Source organism: Bradyrhizobium sp. URHC0002 (assembly GCF_054059515.1).
On the sequence record NZ_JBSSCF010000001.1, the window covers coordinates 6,724,335 to 6,743,025 of the forward strand.

The window sequence follows — 18,691 nt, forward strand, 5'->3', positions numbered from 1 at the left end:
AAAAGCGGAGACAACGATGCGCATCGGCGGGGCCATGTTTTTCACCGACTACTCGATGTCGCCGACCGAACTTGCACGGGCTCTGGAGGAGCGCGGCTTCGATTCGCTCTGGGTGCCCGAACACTCCCACATTCCGTTGACGCGCAAGTCGCCCTTTCCCAGCGGCGGCGATCTGCCGAAGAAATATTACGACGTGATGGACCCGTTCGTGGTGCTGGGTGCGGCTTCAGCGGTGACCAAGACGCTGCTGCTCGGCACCGGCATTTGCCTGGTCGCTCAGCGCGACCCGATCCAGACCGCCAAGCAGGTCGCTTCGATCGACCAGGTCTCGGGCGGTCGTTTCCTGTTCGGTATCGGCAACGGCTGGAACGAGGACGAGATGGCCAACCATGGCACCGCTTTCGCAAGCCGTCACAAGCTGGCGCGCGAGCGTGTCGAGGCGATGAAGGTGATCTGGACCAAGTCAAAGGCCGAGTACCATGGCGAGTTCGTGAACTTCGACCCTATGATGACGTGGCCGAAGCCGGTCCAGAAACCGCATCCACCTGTCATCGTCGGCGGCGCCTTCCCGTTCGGGGCGCGGCGCGCCTTGCGCTACGGCGACGGCTGGATGCCCCACCGCGCGCGCAGCCAATATGCAGACGTACAAGCCCTGCTGCCGAAATTCCGCGAGATGACAGCCGAAGCGGGACGTGATCCCGCGTCAGTACCGATCACGATCTGGGGTGCCAAGGAGAACCTCGACCTGCTCAAGCGCGACCGCGACGACGGCGTCTCACGCTTGGTCGTCAGCCTGGATTCCGGAAAAGCCGATACGATCCTGCCGGAACTCGACCGCTGGGCGACGTTGATCCGCCAGCTCGACAGCTGAACCTAGACGAGCGGCAAGACCTCGGCCCTGAATTTCTGCATGCCTGCGAGGACTTCGTCGGCTGTCGAACCGCCGAAACCGAAATCGAGGCTGCCGACGCCCATGTCGCGCAGCGCCCTTATGTCAGTGGCCACCAGCGCCGGCGGACCGGCAAACAAGCGATGCTCGCCATCACTAGCCTGTGGTGGCGCAGTCTCGCCGAACACCGTGACGCGCAAGCTCAGGCCGACCGCCTTAGGATCACGCCCCGCTTCCGCGGTCATCTTGCTCAGGCGCGCCGCCTGGGCCTTGAAACGCGGCAGGCTGTCGAGCGGATTCTGCGGGTTGGTGCCGATCGGATACCAGGCATCCCCGATACGCGCAGCCCGCCGCAGCGCCGGACCGCTCTCGCCTCCGACCCAGATCGGCGGATGCGGCTTCTGCACGGGCTTCGGGTCGAACCCAATATTGGCGAACCGCACATGCTTGCCGTCGAATTTCGGCGCGTCGTTCGTCCAGAGTTCGACGAAGGCACGCACATATTCATCGGTTACGGTTCCACGCGCATCGAAATCCGGCGCGTCGATGGCCTCGAACTCCTCCCGCATCCAGCCCGCGCCGATACCGAGCGTCAGCCGGCCACCCGAGAGGATGTCGATGGTCGAGAGAATCTTGGCGGTCAGCACGGCCGGCCGGTGCGGCACCACCATGACCGATGTCACCAGACGCAGCCGCGTCGTTTTCGCGGCGATCCAGGCGATCTCCGTCAGCTGCTCGTGCCGCTCGCCGCGGGTACCGCTGGGGAATTCCCCGGAGGCGCTGTAGGGATATTCGGCCGCGATCGCGGTCGGAATCACGATATGGTCACTGAACGTTGCATAGTCGAAGCCCATCGTCTCGGCGCCAACCACGATTTTCGCAAGGTTATCCGCGGCCGCCAAGGGGCCGGCGGTCGGGGCGTTGAAGCCGATCAGCATTTGTTGCGTCCTTCATTGCATTGCTGGCGTCGATGCGACACCATGCGGCCCCCAGCGGGTGGCGGCAAGCATCTCCCACAGGAAATGCACCCTCTACGGGCGGAGATGATGGATTGTGACGGCGGCCGGTAGACAGGCGACACGACAGCGGTTCGAAGCGCCGCTGGCAGAACTGATGGCAGAAGCTGCGGCCTTGCGCGATTCCGGCCATGGCCGGCTGATCTCCTATTCGCGCAAAGTCTTCGTTCCGCTTACCAAACTCTGCCGCGACGTCTGCCACTACTGCACGTTCGCGCAAGTCCCGCGCGCGGGCAAGGCCGTCTACCTCTCACCCGACGAGGTGCTCGCCATCGCGCGCGCCGGTGCGGCCGCAGGTTGCACCGAGGCGCTGTTCACGCTGGGCGACAAGCCCGAGTTACGATATCAGGCCGCGCGCGACGCATTGAAGGCGCTCGGCCACGACACGACGATCTCCTATCTCACCGCGATGTGCGCGCTCGTGCTGGGCGAGACCGGATTGCTGCCGCATGCCAATCCCGGCGTGATGAACCGCGAGGAAATCGCCGGCCTGCGCGAGGTGACGGCGAGCCAGGGCATTATGCTGGAGTCCACCAGCGAGCGGTTGTGCAGGCCGGGTGGCGTTCACTACGGCTCCCCGGACAAACATCCCGCAGTCAGGCTGGAAAACCTGCGTCTGGCCGGCGAATTGAAGGTTCCGTTCACGACCGGCATCCTGATCGGCATCGGCGAGACACGCGACGAGCGGATCGACGCACTGGAGGCTATACGGGATCTGCACGCCGCCCATGGTCATATCCAGGAAGTCATCGTCCAGAATTTCCGGGCCAAGCCCGACACCAAACTCGCCGATTCCGAGGAACCCGATCTCGACGACCTGCTGTGGACGATTGCGACCGCGCGTCTTGTTCTCGGGTCCGACATGAACATCCAGGCGCCGCCAAATCTGTCGCCCGGAGTCTATCAAAAGCTGATCGACGCGGGGCTCAACGATTGGGGCGGCATCTCGCCGGTCACGCCCGATCACGTGAACCCCGAAGCGCCGTGGCCTGCCATTGCCGAACTCGCCCGCAAGAGTGCGGAAGCCGGCAAGCTATTGGTGAACCGCTTGCCAATTTACCCTGCCTATGTGCGCGCAGCCAATACGTGGCTGGCTCCCGACATCGCCACCCACGTGCGGCGCATGAGCGACGCGGAAGGCTTCGCGCGCGACGATGACTGGGCGCCCGGCAACACCAGGCCGCCACACGCGCCGCTGGTGCTCGCCCGCAGCGTCGATGCCAACATTGCAGGAATTGTCGAGCGTGCCACATCGGGCGAACGGCTCGCCTCTGATGACATCGTGCGCCTGTTCGCGGCGCGCGACGCCGACTACCGGCATGTCACGCAGGCCGCCGACGCGCTGCGACGCGCGGTCAGTGGCGACGTCGTGCGTTACGTCGTGAACCGCAACATCAACTACACCAACATCTGCTATTTCCGGTGCAAGTTCTGCGCCTTCTCGAAAGGCCGCACGCACGAGGATCTGCGCGGCTCTCCTTATAATCTCGCCATCGAGGAAATCACACGCCGCGCGATCGAGGCGTGGGATCGCGGGGCGACGGAAGTGTGCCTGCAAGGCGGCATCCATCCCGACTACACCGGCTCCACATACGAAACGATCTGCCGGGCGATCAAAGCGATCGTCCCCGAGATGCACATCCACGCCTTCTCCGCGCTGGAAGTCACGCAAGGTGCCGCGACGCTCGGACTATCGGTTCCCGAATTCCTCGCCAAGCTGAAGGCGGCCGGTCTCGGCACCCTGCCCGGCACGGCGGCGGAAATCCTCGACGATGACGTACGCGCCATCATCTGTCCCGACAAGATCAACACCGGCCAATGGCTCGACGTGCAGCGCGCCGCCCACCAGGCAGGATTGCGCACCACATCGACCATCATGTACGGGCACGTCGAGACTTCGCGTTCGTGGGCGAAACATCTACTTGCGCTACGCGACCTGCAGGCGGAGACCGGCGGCTTCACCGAGTTCGTGCCGCTTCCCTTTGTCCACATGGAAGCGCCGATGTATCGTCACGGTATGGCGCGCTCCGGCCCGACGTTCCGCGAAGCCGTGCTCATGCATGCCGTCGCGCGGCTGGCCTTGCATCCGCTGATCCCGAACATCCAGACGTCCTGGGTAAAGATGGGGCCGGCGGGCGCCGCGATCTGCCTGAAGTCCGGCGCCAATGACCTCGGCGGCACGCTGATGAACGAGAGCATCTCGCGCGCCGCCGGCACCCAGCACGGCCAGGAGTTTCCGCCGCATGACATGGAGGCGCTGATCCGCTCGATCGGCCGCGAACCGATGCAGCGCGACACGCTCTATCGACCGGTGCCGGAAGAACGTCGAACCGCATCCATGACCGCGGCCGATCTGGCGCCGATCGTGCAGACACCGGCGCGTAAGAAGGCGGCGGTCGGTTAGGTGATACCCCGCTCCGCCAGCAGCGCGGGCACGCCAAGTTCTTCTAGCAGCGTGCGGGTACGCGTGCCGGCCGATTGAGGCAGACGCAGGAAAAGCGCCAAATCGACCGGATGATCTATGTCCATCGCGATTCCGGGCTGACGGATCACCGTCGGCTCGATGCCCTGCAGCCTCGCGGCGCCGAGGTGCGGGAAGTAGCTGTTGTCGCCGAACCGAAGCGGCACCGATTCCGGCGGCGAGCAGACGACGGCGTTGGATCCGAGATCGTCATGCGCCGGCGAGATCGTGAAAGACGGCGCAGCGAGGTGCGCGGACAGCACCGCGTCTATCTCGCTGGCGCGAGTGGCTGGGATGTCCCCGGGCATCGTGATCATGCCGAGGCGTCCTTCGCCCGCGAGAAGTCGGCGGCCGGCGTTCACGCTGCCGGTATGTCCCTCGCGCGCGCCCTCGGTCACGATCCGCGCACCGATCTTCTTGCCATGAGCCGTCGCATCTGGATCGAGCGTAACGATCATCACGCCGGCCAGAAGCCGAGAGCCGGCAACCGCATCGAGCATGTCCGTGAGCATGGTGTCGGCGAGAAGCCGGCGTTGTGGCTGCGACAGCAGGCCCGACAGCCGATGCTTGGCGCCATCGAACTCCTTGACCGGAATGACCGCCCAGATGTCGCTCATCGTTGCGACGCCAATGCGTCCGCCGCGTCGAGCGTTACGCGCGCCAGCGTCTCCCGGTCCTGCAGGCTCTTCATCAGGGTCTTGGCAATCGTGACCCGCACGTCGACATTGCCGATCCCATCGGCGTCGGCGTGGTCGACGATATAACCGTCCAGCAGATCGCCGTAGCGTTTGGCGACGCCGGCGGCACTGGCCTCCAGGCCGAGTTCGCGCATCATTTTGGCGGTCGGGCCCTTGACCGCCTGCCCGCCGATGATCGGCGATACTGCGACGACTGGTGCGCCACTCGCCTTGATCGCATCACGCATCCCGGGGATCGCCAGTATCGGCTCAACACTGATGAAGGGATTGGACGGGCAGATGACCACCGCCCGCGCGCCGCCCGAGCGCAGCGCCGCGGTGATGTCGGCTTGTGGCCGGGCGAGCGCCACGCCGTCGAAAGCAAGTTCGCGCACGACCGGCCGGCACTGCTGGCGCACGAAATAGTCCTGGAAGTCGATCCAGCCCTGCTCGTCGCGTACGCGGGTGCGCACGCGGTCGTCGCTCATCGGCACCACGCGGGCCCCGATGCCGAGGCGACGGCAAATATCGGCGGTTACTTCGGACAGCGTCTGCCCCAGTCGCAGGCGGCGGGTGCGCTCGACATGCAGCGCGAGATCGCGATCGCCGAGCCGAAACCAGTCCTCGCCGCCGAGCGCGCCGATGCTGTCCATGAACGACCACGTTTCGTCGCGTCGTCCCCAGCCGGTCACGGGATTATTGATGCCCGCGAGCGTGTAGATCAGCGTGTCGATATCGGGCGAGATACTCAGCCCAAGATGCTCGAAATCGTCGCCGGTGTTAGCAACCACGAGCAGTTCGTCGGCCGGCAGGACGCGGCTCAGACCGAGTGCCAGTTTCGCGCCGCCGATCCCGCCGGACAACGCCACGACGAGCTTGCTCATCGGAACATGTCCTCGGCGGCTGGGCGCACCAGTTCGGACGCAGTATTGTCGGGTCCGCGCCAGGTCAGGCCGCGCACCATCACGACGGGCTGGCCTTCGGCCCCCTGCCCCATCACCAGCGACGCTGCCGCAGCGATCTCGTCCGCATGCCCGGTGACGCTGACCTGGAGCTCGCGCCCAAACAGATCGGGCGAGCCACGCAGATCCATCAGCGACGGCAGGCCGGCTGCACCAATCGCAACGCCACAGGTACCTCGGCGCCAGGCACGGCCGAAGCTGTCACTGATGATTACCGCGACGGGCACGCCGAACCTTTGCGACAGGCGCTCCCTCAACATCGCCGCGCTGCCATCGGGATCGACCGGGAGCAGCAGCGCCCGCTGGGGATCGTCGGGCGAGCCTACGTTGGACTGGTCGATGCCTGCGTTCGCCATCACCAGGCCGAGCCGGTGCTCGACGATCAGGACACCCGGCCTTGTCCGCACGACCCGCACCGATTCTGACAGGATCAGTTCAACGAGACGCGGATCTTTCTGGACCTTGCCGGCGAGTTCGATCGCCTCCGTCGAGGGCTTGACGGTCGCGAGATCGACCATGCGCCCTTCGGCCTTGGACACGATCTTCTGCGTCAGCACAAAGACGTCGCCGCCACGTGGCACGATGCCACTGCGCGCCAGCCCCTCACCGATCAAGGCGACGAGATCGTCACCCTTGACTATCCGCGGAATGTCGGGAACGGCAAGGAGCTCGATAGCGCTGCTGCGTTGCATCGGCCGGTCCCGCGCGCTCAACCGAAACGCTTGCGAAGGCGCGGCAGCACATTCTCACCGTAGAGTTTCAGAAAGCGCGCCTGATCTGGTCCCGGCGCGTGGAACACCAGATGCCGGAAGCCGAGACCGACATAGTAACCGATCCGCTCGACATGCTCGTCGGCGTCACTGGACACGATCCATCGACTGGCGGCGCGCTCCAGCGGCAGCGCGTCGGCGAGGCGCTGCATCTCGACGGGATCCTCGACTGTCATCTTTTCCTCAGGCGTCAGCGCCAGCGCCGCCCAATGGCGCGTGTCCTCGAGCGCACGCGCCTTGGCGGTATCGAATGACACCTTGACCTCGATCATGCGATCGTAGGATTTCGATGCATCCTCCGACGCCGCGATGCCTTCGGCGACCTTCGGCAACAGGGTTTCGGTGTAGAGCTCCGGCTTCTTGCCGCTCGTGCAAATAAACCCGTCGGCGGCGCGACCGGCATAACGCGCCACGAGGGCACCCGCGGCGGCGACATAGATCGGTACGGGCGTGTCCGGGCGATCATAGATCGTCGCCTTCTCCGTCTTGTAATATTGACCATCGAAGCTGACCCGCTCCTGTGTCCAGAGCGCCCGAATGAGCGTGACAGCTTCGCGCAGGCGAGCGAACCGCTCCTTGAATTCCGGCCAGGGCTGGCCGGTCGAAGGCACTTCGTTGAGTCCTTCGCCGGTCCCAATGCCGAGCACGACGCGTCCTGGAAACATGGCGCCCATCGTGCCAAATGCCTGGGCGACGATCGAAGGATGGTAGCGGAACGTCGGCGTCAGCACGCTGGTGCCGATGACGACGCGCGACGTTCGAGCGCCGAGCGCGCCCAGCCACGTCAGCGAAAAGGGAGCGTGCCCATCGACATGCTTCCACGGCTGAAAGTGATCGCTGATGAAGACGGAATCGAACCCGACTTCCTCGGCAAGACATGAAAAGCCCAGCAACGCGCTCGGCGCGAATTGCTCCGCCGATGCCTTATATCCGAGCCTGATCACCGCAAATCTCCTGGTTGGCGCCGGCCGATGCCGGGACACACATGGTGGAAATCTATAGATTAGCGGGAAAGCAGCGACCAGCCAAAAAGGGGAAACGACCATGCATCTCGGAATAGCTCTGCCCTTCGGCGACATCGGCGGCGATGGCCCTATGGTGCGCGAATACGCCGAGCTCGCCGAGGCCGAAGGTTACGACGGCCTGACGCTGGCGGACCACGTTCTCGGCGGTAACCCGGCGAACCCCGCCAGCGGCCGTGCGGGTGGGCTCGGCCTGTTCCACGATCCCTTTGTCGCGTTCGGCTTCATTGCCGCCTGCACGAAAAAGGTCGAACTCTCCACCCAGGTGCTGATCCTCGCGCAGCGTCAGACCGTGCTGGTTGCCAAGCAAGCCGCCAGTCTCGACGTACTCAGCGGCGGGCGCTTCCGGTTCGGCGTCGGCGTCGGCTGGAACGAGATGGAGTTCATCGGCCTCAACGAGAATTTCCACAACAGGGGCAAGCGATCCGAGGAGCAGGTCCAGGTGATGCAGGCCCTGTGGGCCGATCCCTACGTGACGTTCGAGGGCAAGTGGCACCGACTTCCGGACGCCGGCATCAATCCAAGGCCGCCACGGCGCAAAATTCCGCTGTGGTTCGGAGGTCATATGGACGTGACGTTGCAGCGCATCGCAAAATGGGGTGATGGCTGGATGATGCTGTCTGAACCGCCGGGACCCAAGGCCGTCGCCGAATTCGACAAGCTGCGCCGGCTGGTGGAAGCCGAGGGACGCGATCCCGCCTCGGTCGGCCTCGAGGTCTGGACCTCGACCGGCACTGGTACCGAAAAGGACTGGCGCGAGGAGATCAGCTTCTGGAAACAGGCCGGCGTCACGCATATCACGCTGCACAACACCTTCGGCGGCTACCACCACAAGCGCATGGCCGGACGGAGCATGACCGACCATGTCACGGCCATGCGCCGCTACCGCAACGCCGTCGCCGATCTGCTCTGAGGGCAGCACACGTTTCAGGTATCGGCAAGCGCGGCCAGCATTCCGTCGCGCGCGGCGAAATCGCCATCGGCGTGGACGGGCTGCAGGCAGACATGCGTAGCGCCTGCCGTGAAGTGCTCGCGCAGGCCACGCCTGATCGTGTCGGCGTCGCCCCAGAGAACCATCGCATCGATGAACCGGTCGCTGCCACCATCGGCCAGCTCATCCTCGGTGAAGCCCTGTCGCAGCCAGCTGTTGCGGTAGTTCGGCAGCGCCATGTAGCGCGACAGTTCCTTGCGTCCGAGCGCCCGTGCTTTCGCCGGATCGGTCTCAATCGTTATTTTCTGCTCCACTGCAAGCCACTTCGATGGCCCAAGGATCGCGGCGGCCTCAGCCGTATGCCTTGGTGTCACGTTATAGGGGACAGCGCCGCGCGACTTGGCAGCGCTCAGCGCCAGCATCTTCGGTCCGAGTGCGGCAACCACGACTGGCAATTCGCCGGCCGGCGCTGACTTGTTGATGCCGTCGAGATAGGCACTCATCGCCGCCAACGGCTTGTCGTAGCGATGGCCACGCAGCCCCTCGACCATCGGAATGTGGCTGACGCCGAGGCCGAGAACGAACCGGTCACCGTAAAGTGCGTTCAGCGAGATCAAGGCGCGCTGCGCGGTAAAGGAATCGCGTGCATAGATGTTGGCGATCGAACTGCCGATCGTCAGCTTCTCGCTGCACGACAGCAGCCAGGCCGCCAGCGACATCGACTCGTAGCCTCGCGATTCCGGGTACCACAGGTTCGAGTAGCCATTATTCTCGACCGTGCGCACGAAATCGCGCAGCTGCGATCCGTCGAGCTTATCGGTGCTGTACCACACACCAAGGCGTCCGAGCTTCATGTCGATTGCCTACGGTTGGAGGTGCGTGCGAGCCCGAATTGCGAGGTTCCGTCGCTGCGGCGTCGGCTACCACGCACCCTAATGGACTGGATCCAGCACGACCACCGGTATCTCGCGCTCAGTCTTGAGCTGATAGTCGGCGTAGGGCGGCCAAAATTCGAGCGCCTGTTTCCAAAGCCGGAGGCGTTCCTCGCCCTCCGTCGTCCTGGCCCGCGCCTTCATCTTCTTGGTCCCGACTTGTACTTCAACGTCGGGGGTCGCAAGAATGTTGCGATACCAGCCTGGGTGTTCGGGCGCGCCTCCCTTTGAGGCGACTACGAAGTAATTGCCGCCGTCCATTCCGTAAAACAGTGGAAATATGAACTTGTCGCCAGACTTGCGGCCGGTGGTGGTCAGCAGCAGCGACGGCACCGTCAGCTCACCTCGCTGGGGCACCGTTACCTTGTACATGTGCCCGTCGGTTCCGCCGCTCGAAAGATAGCGGTTCGCGTGCTCGAGCATCCAGTCCGGCAGGTTCGGAGCGAGTTTCGCTTCAGCCATCGTGCCTCTCCTTCAACTGTAGGGAATATACCATCGGGTGCCGGATCGGCCAAATCCGAATTCAAGAGCAATGCCATTTGGCGCTTTGCATCACTCGCCCTCGGCGAAGCCGGCCCGAACGACTTCCTCGCGCTTACGCCGTAGATGGTTGCGCAGGATATGGGCAAGCCCGCCTGCATCTCGCCGCTGCAGCGCGTTCAGGATTCCTTCGTGCTCCTGGATGGCAAGCGCCCAATGTTCAGGTGTCATCGGTGTGATGAACCGTGCCCGCCGTATCCGCGCCGCGACCGATTCATAGAAACCGGCCAGTACGGCATTATCGGCCGCGCGAACGATAGCTTCGTGGATCAACCGGTTGCAGCGATAGTACGAGATCAGGTCCTGCGCGCGATAATGTTCGACCATGTTTGCCTGCAGGTCGGCGAGTTCGCGCAGTTGCGCGTCGGAAATCCGTAGACCCGCCAATTCGCCGGCCGCCGCCTCCAGCGCCTCACAGACTTCAAACAGTTCCTTGACGTCCTTCTGCGTGAGCTTCGCCGCGCGCGAGCCGCGATTGGGCAGCAACACGACAAGCCCTTCGGCTGCGAGCACCTTGAGCGCCTCGCGCAACGGGGTCCGCGATATCGCAAAGGACGCGCACAATTCGCGTTCAGGAATGCGCGCGCCCGGCGGAATTTCGCCCTCGGTCAGGACGTGCCGGAGGCGGGACACCACCTCGTCATGCATCATTATCGAGGGCTCCTAGAAGTCTCAGCGGAACCATTTTGAATGCAAAATTGGTCCAAATAAAGCAAATTCGATAGAATCTTGTTGCGCGTTGCAAGCTTTGCATTCAAAAATGTCGCTACGCCGAACCGGGCTCATCCTAGGGGTATGTCAATAAAATGAATGAAAACATCACCCCCGACGCAGACCTGCTTTACGAGGTCCGCGACGGCATCGGCCGCATCGTTTTCAACCGGCCGCAGGCGAGAAACTCGCTGACGTTCGGCATGTATGAGCGGCTTGCGGCGATATGCGAAGCCGCCGCCGACGATCGCAGGCTGAAGGTGCTCATCCTCAGCGGCGCAGGCGACAAGGCCTTCGCGGCCGGCACCGACATCAACCAGTTTCGCGCCTTTAACACCCCGCAGGACGCCATCGGCTACGAGGTCAGGATTGATCGTGTGCTGACCACGCTCGAACAATGTCAGGTGCCGACCATTGCGGCGATCAACGGCGCTTGCACCGGCGGCGGCGCCGGCATCGCCGCGTGCTGCGACCTGCGCGTCGGCACCAGGACCGCGAAGTTCGGGTTTCCGATCGCACGCACGCTGGGCAACTGCCTGTCGGCGGCCAATATCGGCCGGCTCTCGGCCCTGATCGGGGCAACGCGGCTCAAGGAGATCATCTTTACCGCGCGGCTGATCGAAGCCGAGGAAGCCGCCGGCATCGCCTTGCTGCACGAAGTCGTGGAGGATCTTCCTGCCCTCGAACGACGGGCGGATGAACTGGCGCGACTTATCGCGGGCCATGCACCCCTGACGCTGCGCGCCACCAAGCAAGCGCTGCTGCGCGCGCAGCCGAAGCCGGCCGAAGACGAGGACCTGATCCTGATGTGCTATCAAAGTCAGGATTTCCGCGAAGGTATGGACGCCTTCCTGAACAAGCGCCAACCGCAATGGACTGGCGAATAAGCAACAAGAACAACAAGATTGCGGGGAGAAATAATGGGCCCTCTGAGTGGATTGAAGGTTGTCGACCTGACGCACGTCATGGCAGGACCGACCTGCACGCTGATGCTCGCCGATATGGGCGCCGAGGTCATCAAGATCGAGAAAATTCCGGCCGGCGACGACACCCGCTACATGATTCCTCCCAAAATCGGCGATGTGGCGGCCTCATTCCTGATGATGAACCGCAACAAGAAGGGCATCGCCCTGGACCTGAAGACGCCGGGCGGCGCGAAGGTGCTGCAGCGCCTGATCGAATCCGCGGACGTGCTGGTTGAAAACTTCGGCCCCGGCGTGATGGACCGGCTCGGTTTCGGCTACGCCGACATCCGCAAGAAGCACCCTGCTTTGATCTACTGCTCGCTGTCTGGCTTTGGCCGCACCGGCCCCTACAAGCATCGCCGCGGCTTCGATCTGGTGGCGCAGGCGATGAGCGGCATCATGAGTTTCACCGGAGAGCGGCCCGACGGGCCGCCGGTCAAGTGCGGCGCGCCTCTGTCCGACATCACGGCCGGAATTATCGCGGCCATGGGCATTCTCGCCGCCTATGCCCACCGTCTCAAAACCGGCGAGGGTCAATGGGTCGAAACCTCCCTGTTCGAGGCCGCGTTGGTCCAGACCTACTGGCAGGCCGCCATCGCAATGGCCACCGGCGTCGCGCCAAAGGCGATGGGCTCGGCCCATCCGCTCAATGCGCCCTATCAGGCGTTCGAAACCGCCGACAAATGGATCGTAGTCGGCGGCGCCAATCAAAAGCACTGGGGTCGCACGCTCGAAGTACTCGGCGCAACCGAACTGGCGCGCGATCCGCGGTTTGCGACGGGCGCCGACCGAATGGGACATTTGAAGGAGTTGGAGGCCCTGCTTACGAAGCACTTCAAAACAAGGCCCGCTGAGCACTGGCTGGCTGCGCTTGAAGAAGCCGGCGTGCCCTGCGGCCCCGTCAACGACATGCTGCAGGCCCTCGCCGACCCGCAAACTATCGCCCGCGAAATGGTGGTCGAAGTCGAGCATTCCACGCTCGGCAGCGTCAAGACGATTGGACTGCCAATCAAGTTCTCGCAGACACCCGGCAAAGTGCGATCAGGCGCGCCGCTCTACGGCGAGCACACCAGTGCCATCCTGGGCGCCTACGGTTTTGACACCGACGAAATTGCAGCGCTGCACAAGGAAGGGGCGATTGCCGCGGCCGAGTTTGCAAAGGATGAAGTCGGCTGACGCAAAAGCCTAAGAAGCCGCCAAGACCAAAAACAAAATCAAAAGACGCACGGCAGGATAAACGGGAGGATCAGATGTTTCGGAAGACAACATTCGCAGCGATCGCCTTCGGTCTCGCAATCGGGCTCACGGGAGCGGCAAGTGCCGCGTGGCAACCGGCCAAACCGATCGAATTTATTGCAACGGCAGGCCCCGGCGGCGGCACCGATAATTTTGCCCGTGCGGTCCAGAACATCATCACCAAATACAAACTGGTCGAGCAGCCGATCGTCGTCGTCAACAAGGCCGGTGGCAGCGGCGCCGAAGGCTATACCTACGCCAAGGCCATGGCGGGCGATCCCTACAAGGTCGTGTTCGGCACATCGAATGCCTGGAACCAGCCGATGGTCTCCAAGGTCGCCTATAACTACACCGACCTGACGCCGATTGCCGCGATGGTGCAGGACGAATTCCTGCTCTGGGTCAAGCAGGATGCGCCTTACCAGAACGTGCAGGATTTCATGAAGGCCGTTGCCGCGAAGCCGGCGGGCGATTTCAAGATGGGCGGCGCGCAGTCAAAGGACACCGATGAAACCCTGACCCGCATGATCGACAAGGCGGCGAAGGTGAAATTCGTCTACATTCCCTTCAAGAGCGGCGCCGAGGCCGCGGTGCAACTGGCCGGCGGCCATATCGACGCCCATGTCAACAATCCAAGCGAAAGCATCGGACAGTGGAAGGGCAGCACCCAGCGCCCGCTATGCGCGTTCAGCCCGGAGCGTCTGCCGGACGGACCCAAAGTCACGGCAACGCAGAACTGGCACGACATCCCCACCTGCGTTGAATCCGGCCTTGCCATTCCGCAATTCCAGCAGCCCCGCACGGTCTGGCTGCCGGGAAAGGTCACCCCCGACCAGGCTGCCTTCTATGTCGACCTGATGAAGAAGGTGCAGGCCACGCCGGAATGGAAGGAATATATCGAGCGGACATCGCAAACCGATACATTCCTGATCGGCGATGCCTTCAGCAAGTTCATCAAGGAAGACATCGAACGCACTCGCAAGGTTGCCGTCGAAGAGGGCTGGCTGATCTCCAACTAGAGTTCGAACGATGGTCTCTGGACGCAGCCTGGAAGCGGTGACGGCGCTCATCACCGGGGCGTTCGGCGCCGCCGTCGTCGTCTCCAGCCTCGACAACGGCATTGGCTGGTCCGCCGCCGGCGTCGAGTCCGGCACCTTTCCGTTCATTGTCGGCCTCGTTATCCTGGCCGGCAGCGTGTTCAATCTCGTGCAGGGATGGCTGCACGCCAGAGCCGTCGTGCTCGGGCCCAGCGAACTCAAGCGGGTGGGAATATTGTTCGTCCCGGCCGCGGTCTTTGTCGGGGTAATTCCGCTGATCGGGATCTATCCGGCCTCCGCCTCCTACGTGTTCGGCGCGCTGGCCTGGCACAAGCGCGGATCGCTGATGCTTGCAGCCGTCGCCGCAATCGGCGCGGCGCTGGCGCTCTACTTGATATTCGAGCTGACGTTCCAGATCTCGCTGCCGCGCGGCGCGCTCGGCATCTTGTTCGGCTTCTAGGGAGCGCTTCGTTGGAAAATCTCGAAGCTCTCATGCATGGCTTTGGTATTGCACTGTCGGGCAATCATATTTTGCTGATGGTGATCGGCGTGTTGCTGGGCATTCTCGTCGGCGTCTTGCCCGGCCTCGGGGCGCCCAACGGCGTATCGCTGCTGCTGCCGCTCACCTTCGGAATGCAGCCGGTATCGGCGATCATCCTGCTGTCTTCGATGTATTGGGGGGCGCTGTTCGGCGGCTCGGCACGTCCATCCTGTTCAATATTCCGGGCGAGCCTTCCTCGGTCGCGACCACGTTTGACGGCTATCCGATGGCACGCGACGGCAGGCCGACCACGGCGCTGGCGACGGCTTTCGGCTCGGCCGCCTTCGGCGCGCTGGCCGGCGTCGTTCTCATTACGCTCTGCGCTTCATGGGTCGCGCAAGTGGCGTTGGCCTTTGGACCACCCGAATATTTCGCGGTCTATTTTCTGGCGTTTGCAAGCTTCGTGGGCATGGGCGGCACGCCGCCGATCAAGACGCTGGTGTCGCTGGCGATCGGCTTTGCGCTGGCGGCCGTCGGGATCGACACGGTCTCCGGCAGCGTGCGGCTCACCATGGGCATCGACGAGATGGTGAAGGGCGTCAGCTTCGTGGTCGCCGTGATGGGCCTGTTCGGCATCGGCGAGTTGCTGATTGCCGTGGAGGAAGAATTTCACGTCAAGGCGATCTCTTCCAAAGTGGAGTGGCGCGAAGTCTTCCGCACGGTCGCGGGCCTTCCGCGATATGGCTGGGCGCTGTTGCGCAGCGCGGCGATCGGCTGCTGGATGGGCATTACCCCGGGAGGCCCGACCGCCGCATCGTTCATGAGCTACGGCATCGCCAAGCGCCTTTCGCCCCGGCACGCGAATTTCGGCAAGGGCGAGCCGGAGGGCATCGTCGCTCCGGAAGCCGCGGATCATGCTGCCGGCACAAGCGCCCTGCTACCGATGCTGTCGCTTGGCATCCCGGGATCGGCGACCGCCGCCGTGATGATGGGCGGCCTGATGATCTGGGGTCTCAATCCTGGACCGATGCTGTTCGTCGAGCAAAAAGACTTCGTCTGGGGATTGATCGCTTCGATGTATCTCGGCAACGTCGTCGCCGTGGTGCTGGTGCTGCTGACGGTACCGATCTTCGCGGCGCTGATGCGCGTGCCGTTCTTCATCATTGCGCCCGTGATCGTGATAATCTGCACCGTCGGAGCCTATTCGGTTTCCAACTCCTATCTCGACGTCGTGCTGATGATGGGATTCGGCGTCTTGGGATATCTGTTCAAGAAGCTTCACTATCCGCTGGCGCCGCTGGTGCTCGCGATCGTGATCGGCGACAAGGCGGAAGATGCCTTTCGCCAATCCATGCTGATGTCGCGGGGCTCGCTTGGAATATTCTTTGCCAAGCCATTGGTGACGACGCTGATCCTGCTCGGCGCGGCGTTGCTACTGATGCCGGTGATCTGGCGCACGATCGGCCGGATGATGCCGCGGTCACAGTTGAAGCCATGATGATCGCACCAAACGAATTGGCCACAAAAGAGCGCAGGAGATATTTATGAGACCGGTTATAGCGCTTGCGATGGGCGATCCTGCCGGCATCAGTCCGGAGTTGACGGCCAAACTCCTCGCCCTCGATGAAGTCGTTGACAAGGCCCGGATCGTCGTCATCGGCGACCGCCGCGTCCTTGACGACGGCGCGCGCATTGCCGCAGTGAAGCTCGATTTGGTGTCGGCGTCACCCGACGCCGATTTTTCAAAGGATGAGCGGGCCCCGGCCTTCATCGATCTCGGTCATCTTGATCCAGCCTCGGTGACACGAAGCACCGCGACCGCCGAGGGCGGTCGGTTTGCGCTCACCAATTACCGTCATGCACTGACGATGGGACGCGACGGCCGGGCCGACGCGGTCTGCTTCACGCCCTTCAACAAGAACGCCATGCGCCTTGCGCACCCGGTCTATGACGACGAGATCAGCTTTTCGGCCGACGTAGTTGGGCTTCGCGGCCCGGCAAGCGAATTCAATGTCCTGGACGGGCTCTGGAACGCGCGTGTCACCTCCCATATTTCACTGGCGGAGGTGGCGTCCCACATCACCAAGGAACGCGTTCTGCGCGCGCTGCGGCTGACGGATGCCTCGATGAGAACCGCCGGGTTCGAACGTCCGCGCATCGCGGTCGCGGGCCTCAACCCCCATGCCGGGGATGGCGGAAATTTCGGGCGGGAAGAAATCGACGCGATCGCGCCCGCGGTCGAGCAAGCGCGCGCCGACGGGATCGCGACCGAAGGTCCGTTTCCGGCGGATACCGTGTTTCTGCGCGCCAAGAGCGGCGCGTTCGATGCGGTGCTGACGATGTATCATGACCAAGGCCAGATCGCGATGAAGCTGATGGGCTTCGATCGCGGCGTGACATTGCTGGGCGGCTTTCCCTTTCCGATATGCACGCCGGCACACGGAACGGCCTACGACATCGCCGGAAAGGGCGTCGCGGGAGTCGGCGCTGCGCGAGCGGCGATGCTGCTTGCCGCCGAAATGGCGCAGAAGAGATCGACTTCGGCTTATTTCTCCAAGGTTCCGACGCGGCAGTAAATACAGAGCTGGCTATGGAATTGAAACAAGATCAGCTCAGCTATTGGGCAGCATCAAACCGGGCTTCAACGATTTTGCGGTGTCCAAAAGTTTCTGCAACGTATCGATCTGGCCTGAAGCATATTCTCCGGAAGCATCCTTGATCTTGGAACGCCTTCTTGTACTCGGCGACATCTTTTTGATGGTCTGCGACCAGCGACGGGGCTGGGCCCTTCTCGGGCTGTAACGCACCCGCCCGGCGGTTAACTGCCACAGGACCGTGAGGTTTTCGGACACTCCTACGTCAGATTAGGACACCAAAAAATACAACGCCGCCTGTGCGGAGTATAACGCTTGGCGGCGTTGGTATTTCCATGGTCGGGCGCAATCCCGGCAGGCCAAGCGTAGCAAGTGCTGTGCCACGGTCGTATGACGGCAGCGGCGTGATGTGCCGGGTTCCTGTTCTTCCCGCCGCCTGGCGCGAAGCCGATCACGAAACCACCGACCTCGAAACGGTAATTCAAGACCTTTTGACCGGCCAAATATAGTAAACCGATCCACGTCGTCGCCTTCAATACCGCCGAGCGCTGGTCAGAAGAAGTTTCCGAGGACATCGCCCGCGAATTGCGCCGTCGCTGCGATCTGCAGGCGCGTGAGCTGTCCGCCGCGATCTCTGATTTGTCGAAAGGCACGAGGGACACCCGACGGCGTCAATTGACCCTTCGGCTGGTCTGACCCAGACTCGCATTTTGCTCGCGGGTGCCTATTTATCCCGCATATTGCCCGCGAAATATTCGGCGGGTTTGATCGCGTGATTCCCTTGGCTGGCTGGAACTTCACGAGAGCGAAACGCTTGTAAGGTCGACACAGCGCGGGGCTGATCTCGGTCACCATCAAAGGTCGCCCGAGCCGGCGCACCTCAATCTCAAATCACGATCTCATCACGCTGCCTTGGTAGCCTTGTCCTCGCTATCCTGATTTTGCGCCTTGGATGGGCGCACAGGATGGGACGGCTCTGGCGCACGCCAGCCCCGCGCCGGGGCCGTCAAATCTCCGGGTGCGTTTTCACTGCCCTGCCGCTTTTCCCACGCGATAAGTTACAAAGTGTACAGAGTTTCCCAAAGCGCGGGTCAGAAGCTCAGCAGAGCATGGAGCGAATTTGATGTCGCCACAGCTAGTTGTCGGCCACTACCGCTATTGCCGATGAACATCGCGCTCTGTGGTCAAAATTGACCAGCGGACCAATTCCTTATGGCTGCAAAATTCCCAGGTGGGCGGATTGTCGCGCAATGCTCAGGAAGGAGCGCGCCATGGAAAGACGCCGCGTCAAGCAAACCATGCCATTAGATCGGCGTCTCGCGCAGCATGCTCGGAAGCTGCGTAAGGAAGCGCAGGGCCTCCCACTGGGCGGTGAGCGCGAGAAGCTGATCCGTAAGGCCAGGCAGTTAGAGGCAGCCTCGGGTATCAGCCATTGGCTGGATAAAGGGCACCCTCCGCTTTAGGAGG

Annotated in this window: 16 protein-coding genes and 1 pseudogene; 9 read left to right on the plus strand and 8 right to left on the minus strand. The window is 63.0% G+C overall.

Annotated elements, in window-relative coordinates; all coding sequences use genetic code 11:
• The first annotated feature begins 16 nt into the window (after window positions 1-16).
• Entirely contained in the window at window positions 17-871 is an 855-nt protein-coding gene (locus ACVWVY_RS32910; RefSeq protein ID WP_456630285.1) for an LLM class F420-dependent oxidoreductase, read from the plus strand.
• Window positions 872-873: 2 nt separating this feature from the next.
• Here ACVWVY_RS32910 and ACVWVY_RS32915 read toward each other — a convergent pair whose 3' ends face one another.
• On the minus strand, window positions 874-1,827 hold the full coding sequence (locus ACVWVY_RS32915; protein ID WP_456630286.1) for a TIGR03619 family F420-dependent LLM class oxidoreductase: 954 nt from the start codon (window positions 1,825-1,827) through the stop codon (window positions 874-876).
• Window positions 1,828-2,002: 175 nt separating this feature from the next.
• Between ACVWVY_RS32915 and cofH the strand changes: the two genes are divergently transcribed.
• Complete coding sequence (gene cofH, locus ACVWVY_RS32920; RefSeq protein ID WP_456630287.1) at window positions 2,003-4,309, plus strand: 5-amino-6-(D-ribitylamino)uracil--L-tyrosine 4-hydroxyphenyl transferase CofH; 2,307 nt, start codon at window positions 2,003-2,005, stop codon at window positions 4,307-4,309.
• Here cofH and cofC read toward each other — a convergent pair.
• Genes cofC through fgd form a run of 4 tightly spaced genes read right to left on the minus strand, consistent with a single transcriptional unit; the run spans window position 4,306 to window position 7,719 of the window.
• Entirely contained in the window at window positions 4,306-4,983 is a 678-nt protein-coding gene (gene cofC, locus ACVWVY_RS32925; protein WP_456630288.1) for a 2-phospho-L-lactate guanylyltransferase, read from the minus strand. The genes cofH and cofC overlap by 4 nt on opposite strands.
• Window positions 4,980-5,927, minus strand: coding sequence for a 2-phospho-L-lactate transferase (gene cofD, locus ACVWVY_RS32930; RefSeq protein ID WP_456630289.1), 948 nt, complete (start codon window positions 5,925-5,927; stop codon window positions 4,980-4,982). The genes cofC and cofD overlap by 4 nt, the downstream gene beginning before the upstream one ends.
• On the minus strand, window positions 5,924-6,697 hold the full coding sequence (gene cofE, locus ACVWVY_RS32935; protein ID WP_456630290.1) for a coenzyme F420-0:L-glutamate ligase: 774 nt from the start codon (window positions 6,695-6,697) through the stop codon (window positions 5,924-5,926). Before cofE ends, cofD begins: the two co-directional genes overlap by 4 nt.
• 17 nt (window positions 6,698-6,714) lie before the next feature.
• Window positions 6,715-7,719, minus strand: a complete 1,005-nt coding sequence (gene fgd / locus ACVWVY_RS32940; protein WP_456630291.1) for a glucose-6-phosphate dehydrogenase (coenzyme-F420) — start codon at window positions 7,717-7,719, stop codon at window positions 6,715-6,717.
• 100 nt (window positions 7,720-7,819) lie between these two features.
• Between fgd and ACVWVY_RS32945 the strand changes: the two genes are divergently transcribed.
• On the plus strand, window positions 7,820-8,710 hold the full coding sequence (locus tag ACVWVY_RS32945; protein WP_456630292.1) for an LLM class F420-dependent oxidoreductase: 891 nt from the start codon (window positions 7,820-7,822) through the stop codon (window positions 8,708-8,710).
• A gap of 14 nt (window positions 8,711-8,724) precedes the next feature.
• Here ACVWVY_RS32945 and ACVWVY_RS32950 read toward each other — a convergent pair whose 3' ends face one another.
• From ACVWVY_RS32950 to ACVWVY_RS32960, 3 genes are all read right to left on the minus strand, one after another.
• Entirely contained in the window at window positions 8,725-9,582 is an 858-nt protein-coding gene (locus ACVWVY_RS32950; RefSeq protein WP_456630293.1) for a TIGR03620 family F420-dependent LLM class oxidoreductase, read from the minus strand.
• Between the two features lie 78 nt (window positions 9,583-9,660).
• A complete protein-coding gene (locus ACVWVY_RS32955; RefSeq protein ID WP_456630294.1) occupies window positions 9,661-10,122 on the minus strand; it encodes a nitroreductase family deazaflavin-dependent oxidoreductase in 462 nt (153 codons plus the stop codon).
• 90 nt (window positions 10,123-10,212) lie between these two features.
• Window positions 10,213-10,851 (minus strand): GntR family transcriptional regulator, encoded by a 639-nt coding sequence (locus ACVWVY_RS32960; protein WP_456630295.1) that lies wholly within the window; start codon window positions 10,849-10,851, stop codon window positions 10,213-10,215.
• A 155-nt stretch (window positions 10,852-11,006) separates the two neighbouring features.
• On the opposite strand from ACVWVY_RS32960, the gene ACVWVY_RS32965 reads away from it, so the two are divergent.
• The 6 genes and pseudogenes from ACVWVY_RS32965 to ACVWVY_RS32990 all read left to right on the plus strand — a co-directional run bounded on the left by ACVWVY_RS32965 (window position 11,007) and on the right by ACVWVY_RS32990 (window position 17,206).
• Complete coding sequence (locus ACVWVY_RS32965) at window positions 11,007-11,798, plus strand: enoyl-CoA hydratase/isomerase family protein (RefSeq protein ID WP_456630296.1); 792 nt, start codon at window positions 11,007-11,009, stop codon at window positions 11,796-11,798.
• A 33-nt stretch (window positions 11,799-11,831) separates the two neighbouring features.
• Window positions 11,832-13,052 (plus strand): CaiB/BaiF CoA transferase family protein, encoded by a 1,221-nt coding sequence (locus ACVWVY_RS32970; RefSeq protein ID WP_456630297.1) that lies wholly within the window; start codon window positions 11,832-11,834, stop codon window positions 13,050-13,052.
• Window positions 13,053-13,126: 74 nt separating this feature from the next.
• On the plus strand, window positions 13,127-14,131 hold the full coding sequence (locus ACVWVY_RS32975) for a Bug family tripartite tricarboxylate transporter substrate binding protein (RefSeq protein ID WP_456630298.1): 1,005 nt from the start codon (window positions 13,127-13,129) through the stop codon (window positions 14,129-14,131).
• A gap of 10 nt (window positions 14,132-14,141) precedes the next feature.
• Window positions 14,142-14,609, plus strand: coding sequence for a tripartite tricarboxylate transporter TctB family protein (locus ACVWVY_RS32980; RefSeq protein WP_456630299.1), 468 nt, complete (start codon window positions 14,142-14,144; stop codon window positions 14,607-14,609).
• Window positions 14,610-14,620: 11 nt separating this feature from the next.
• Window positions 14,621-16,128 (plus strand): annotated as a pseudogene (locus ACVWVY_RS32985) (tripartite tricarboxylate transporter permease).
• 46 nt (window positions 16,129-16,174) lie between these two features.
• Complete coding sequence (locus ACVWVY_RS32990; protein ID WP_456630300.1) at window positions 16,175-17,206, plus strand: 4-hydroxythreonine-4-phosphate dehydrogenase PdxA; 1,032 nt, start codon at window positions 16,175-16,177, stop codon at window positions 17,204-17,206.
• The last annotated feature ends 1,485 nt before the right edge of the window (window positions 17,207-18,691 follow it).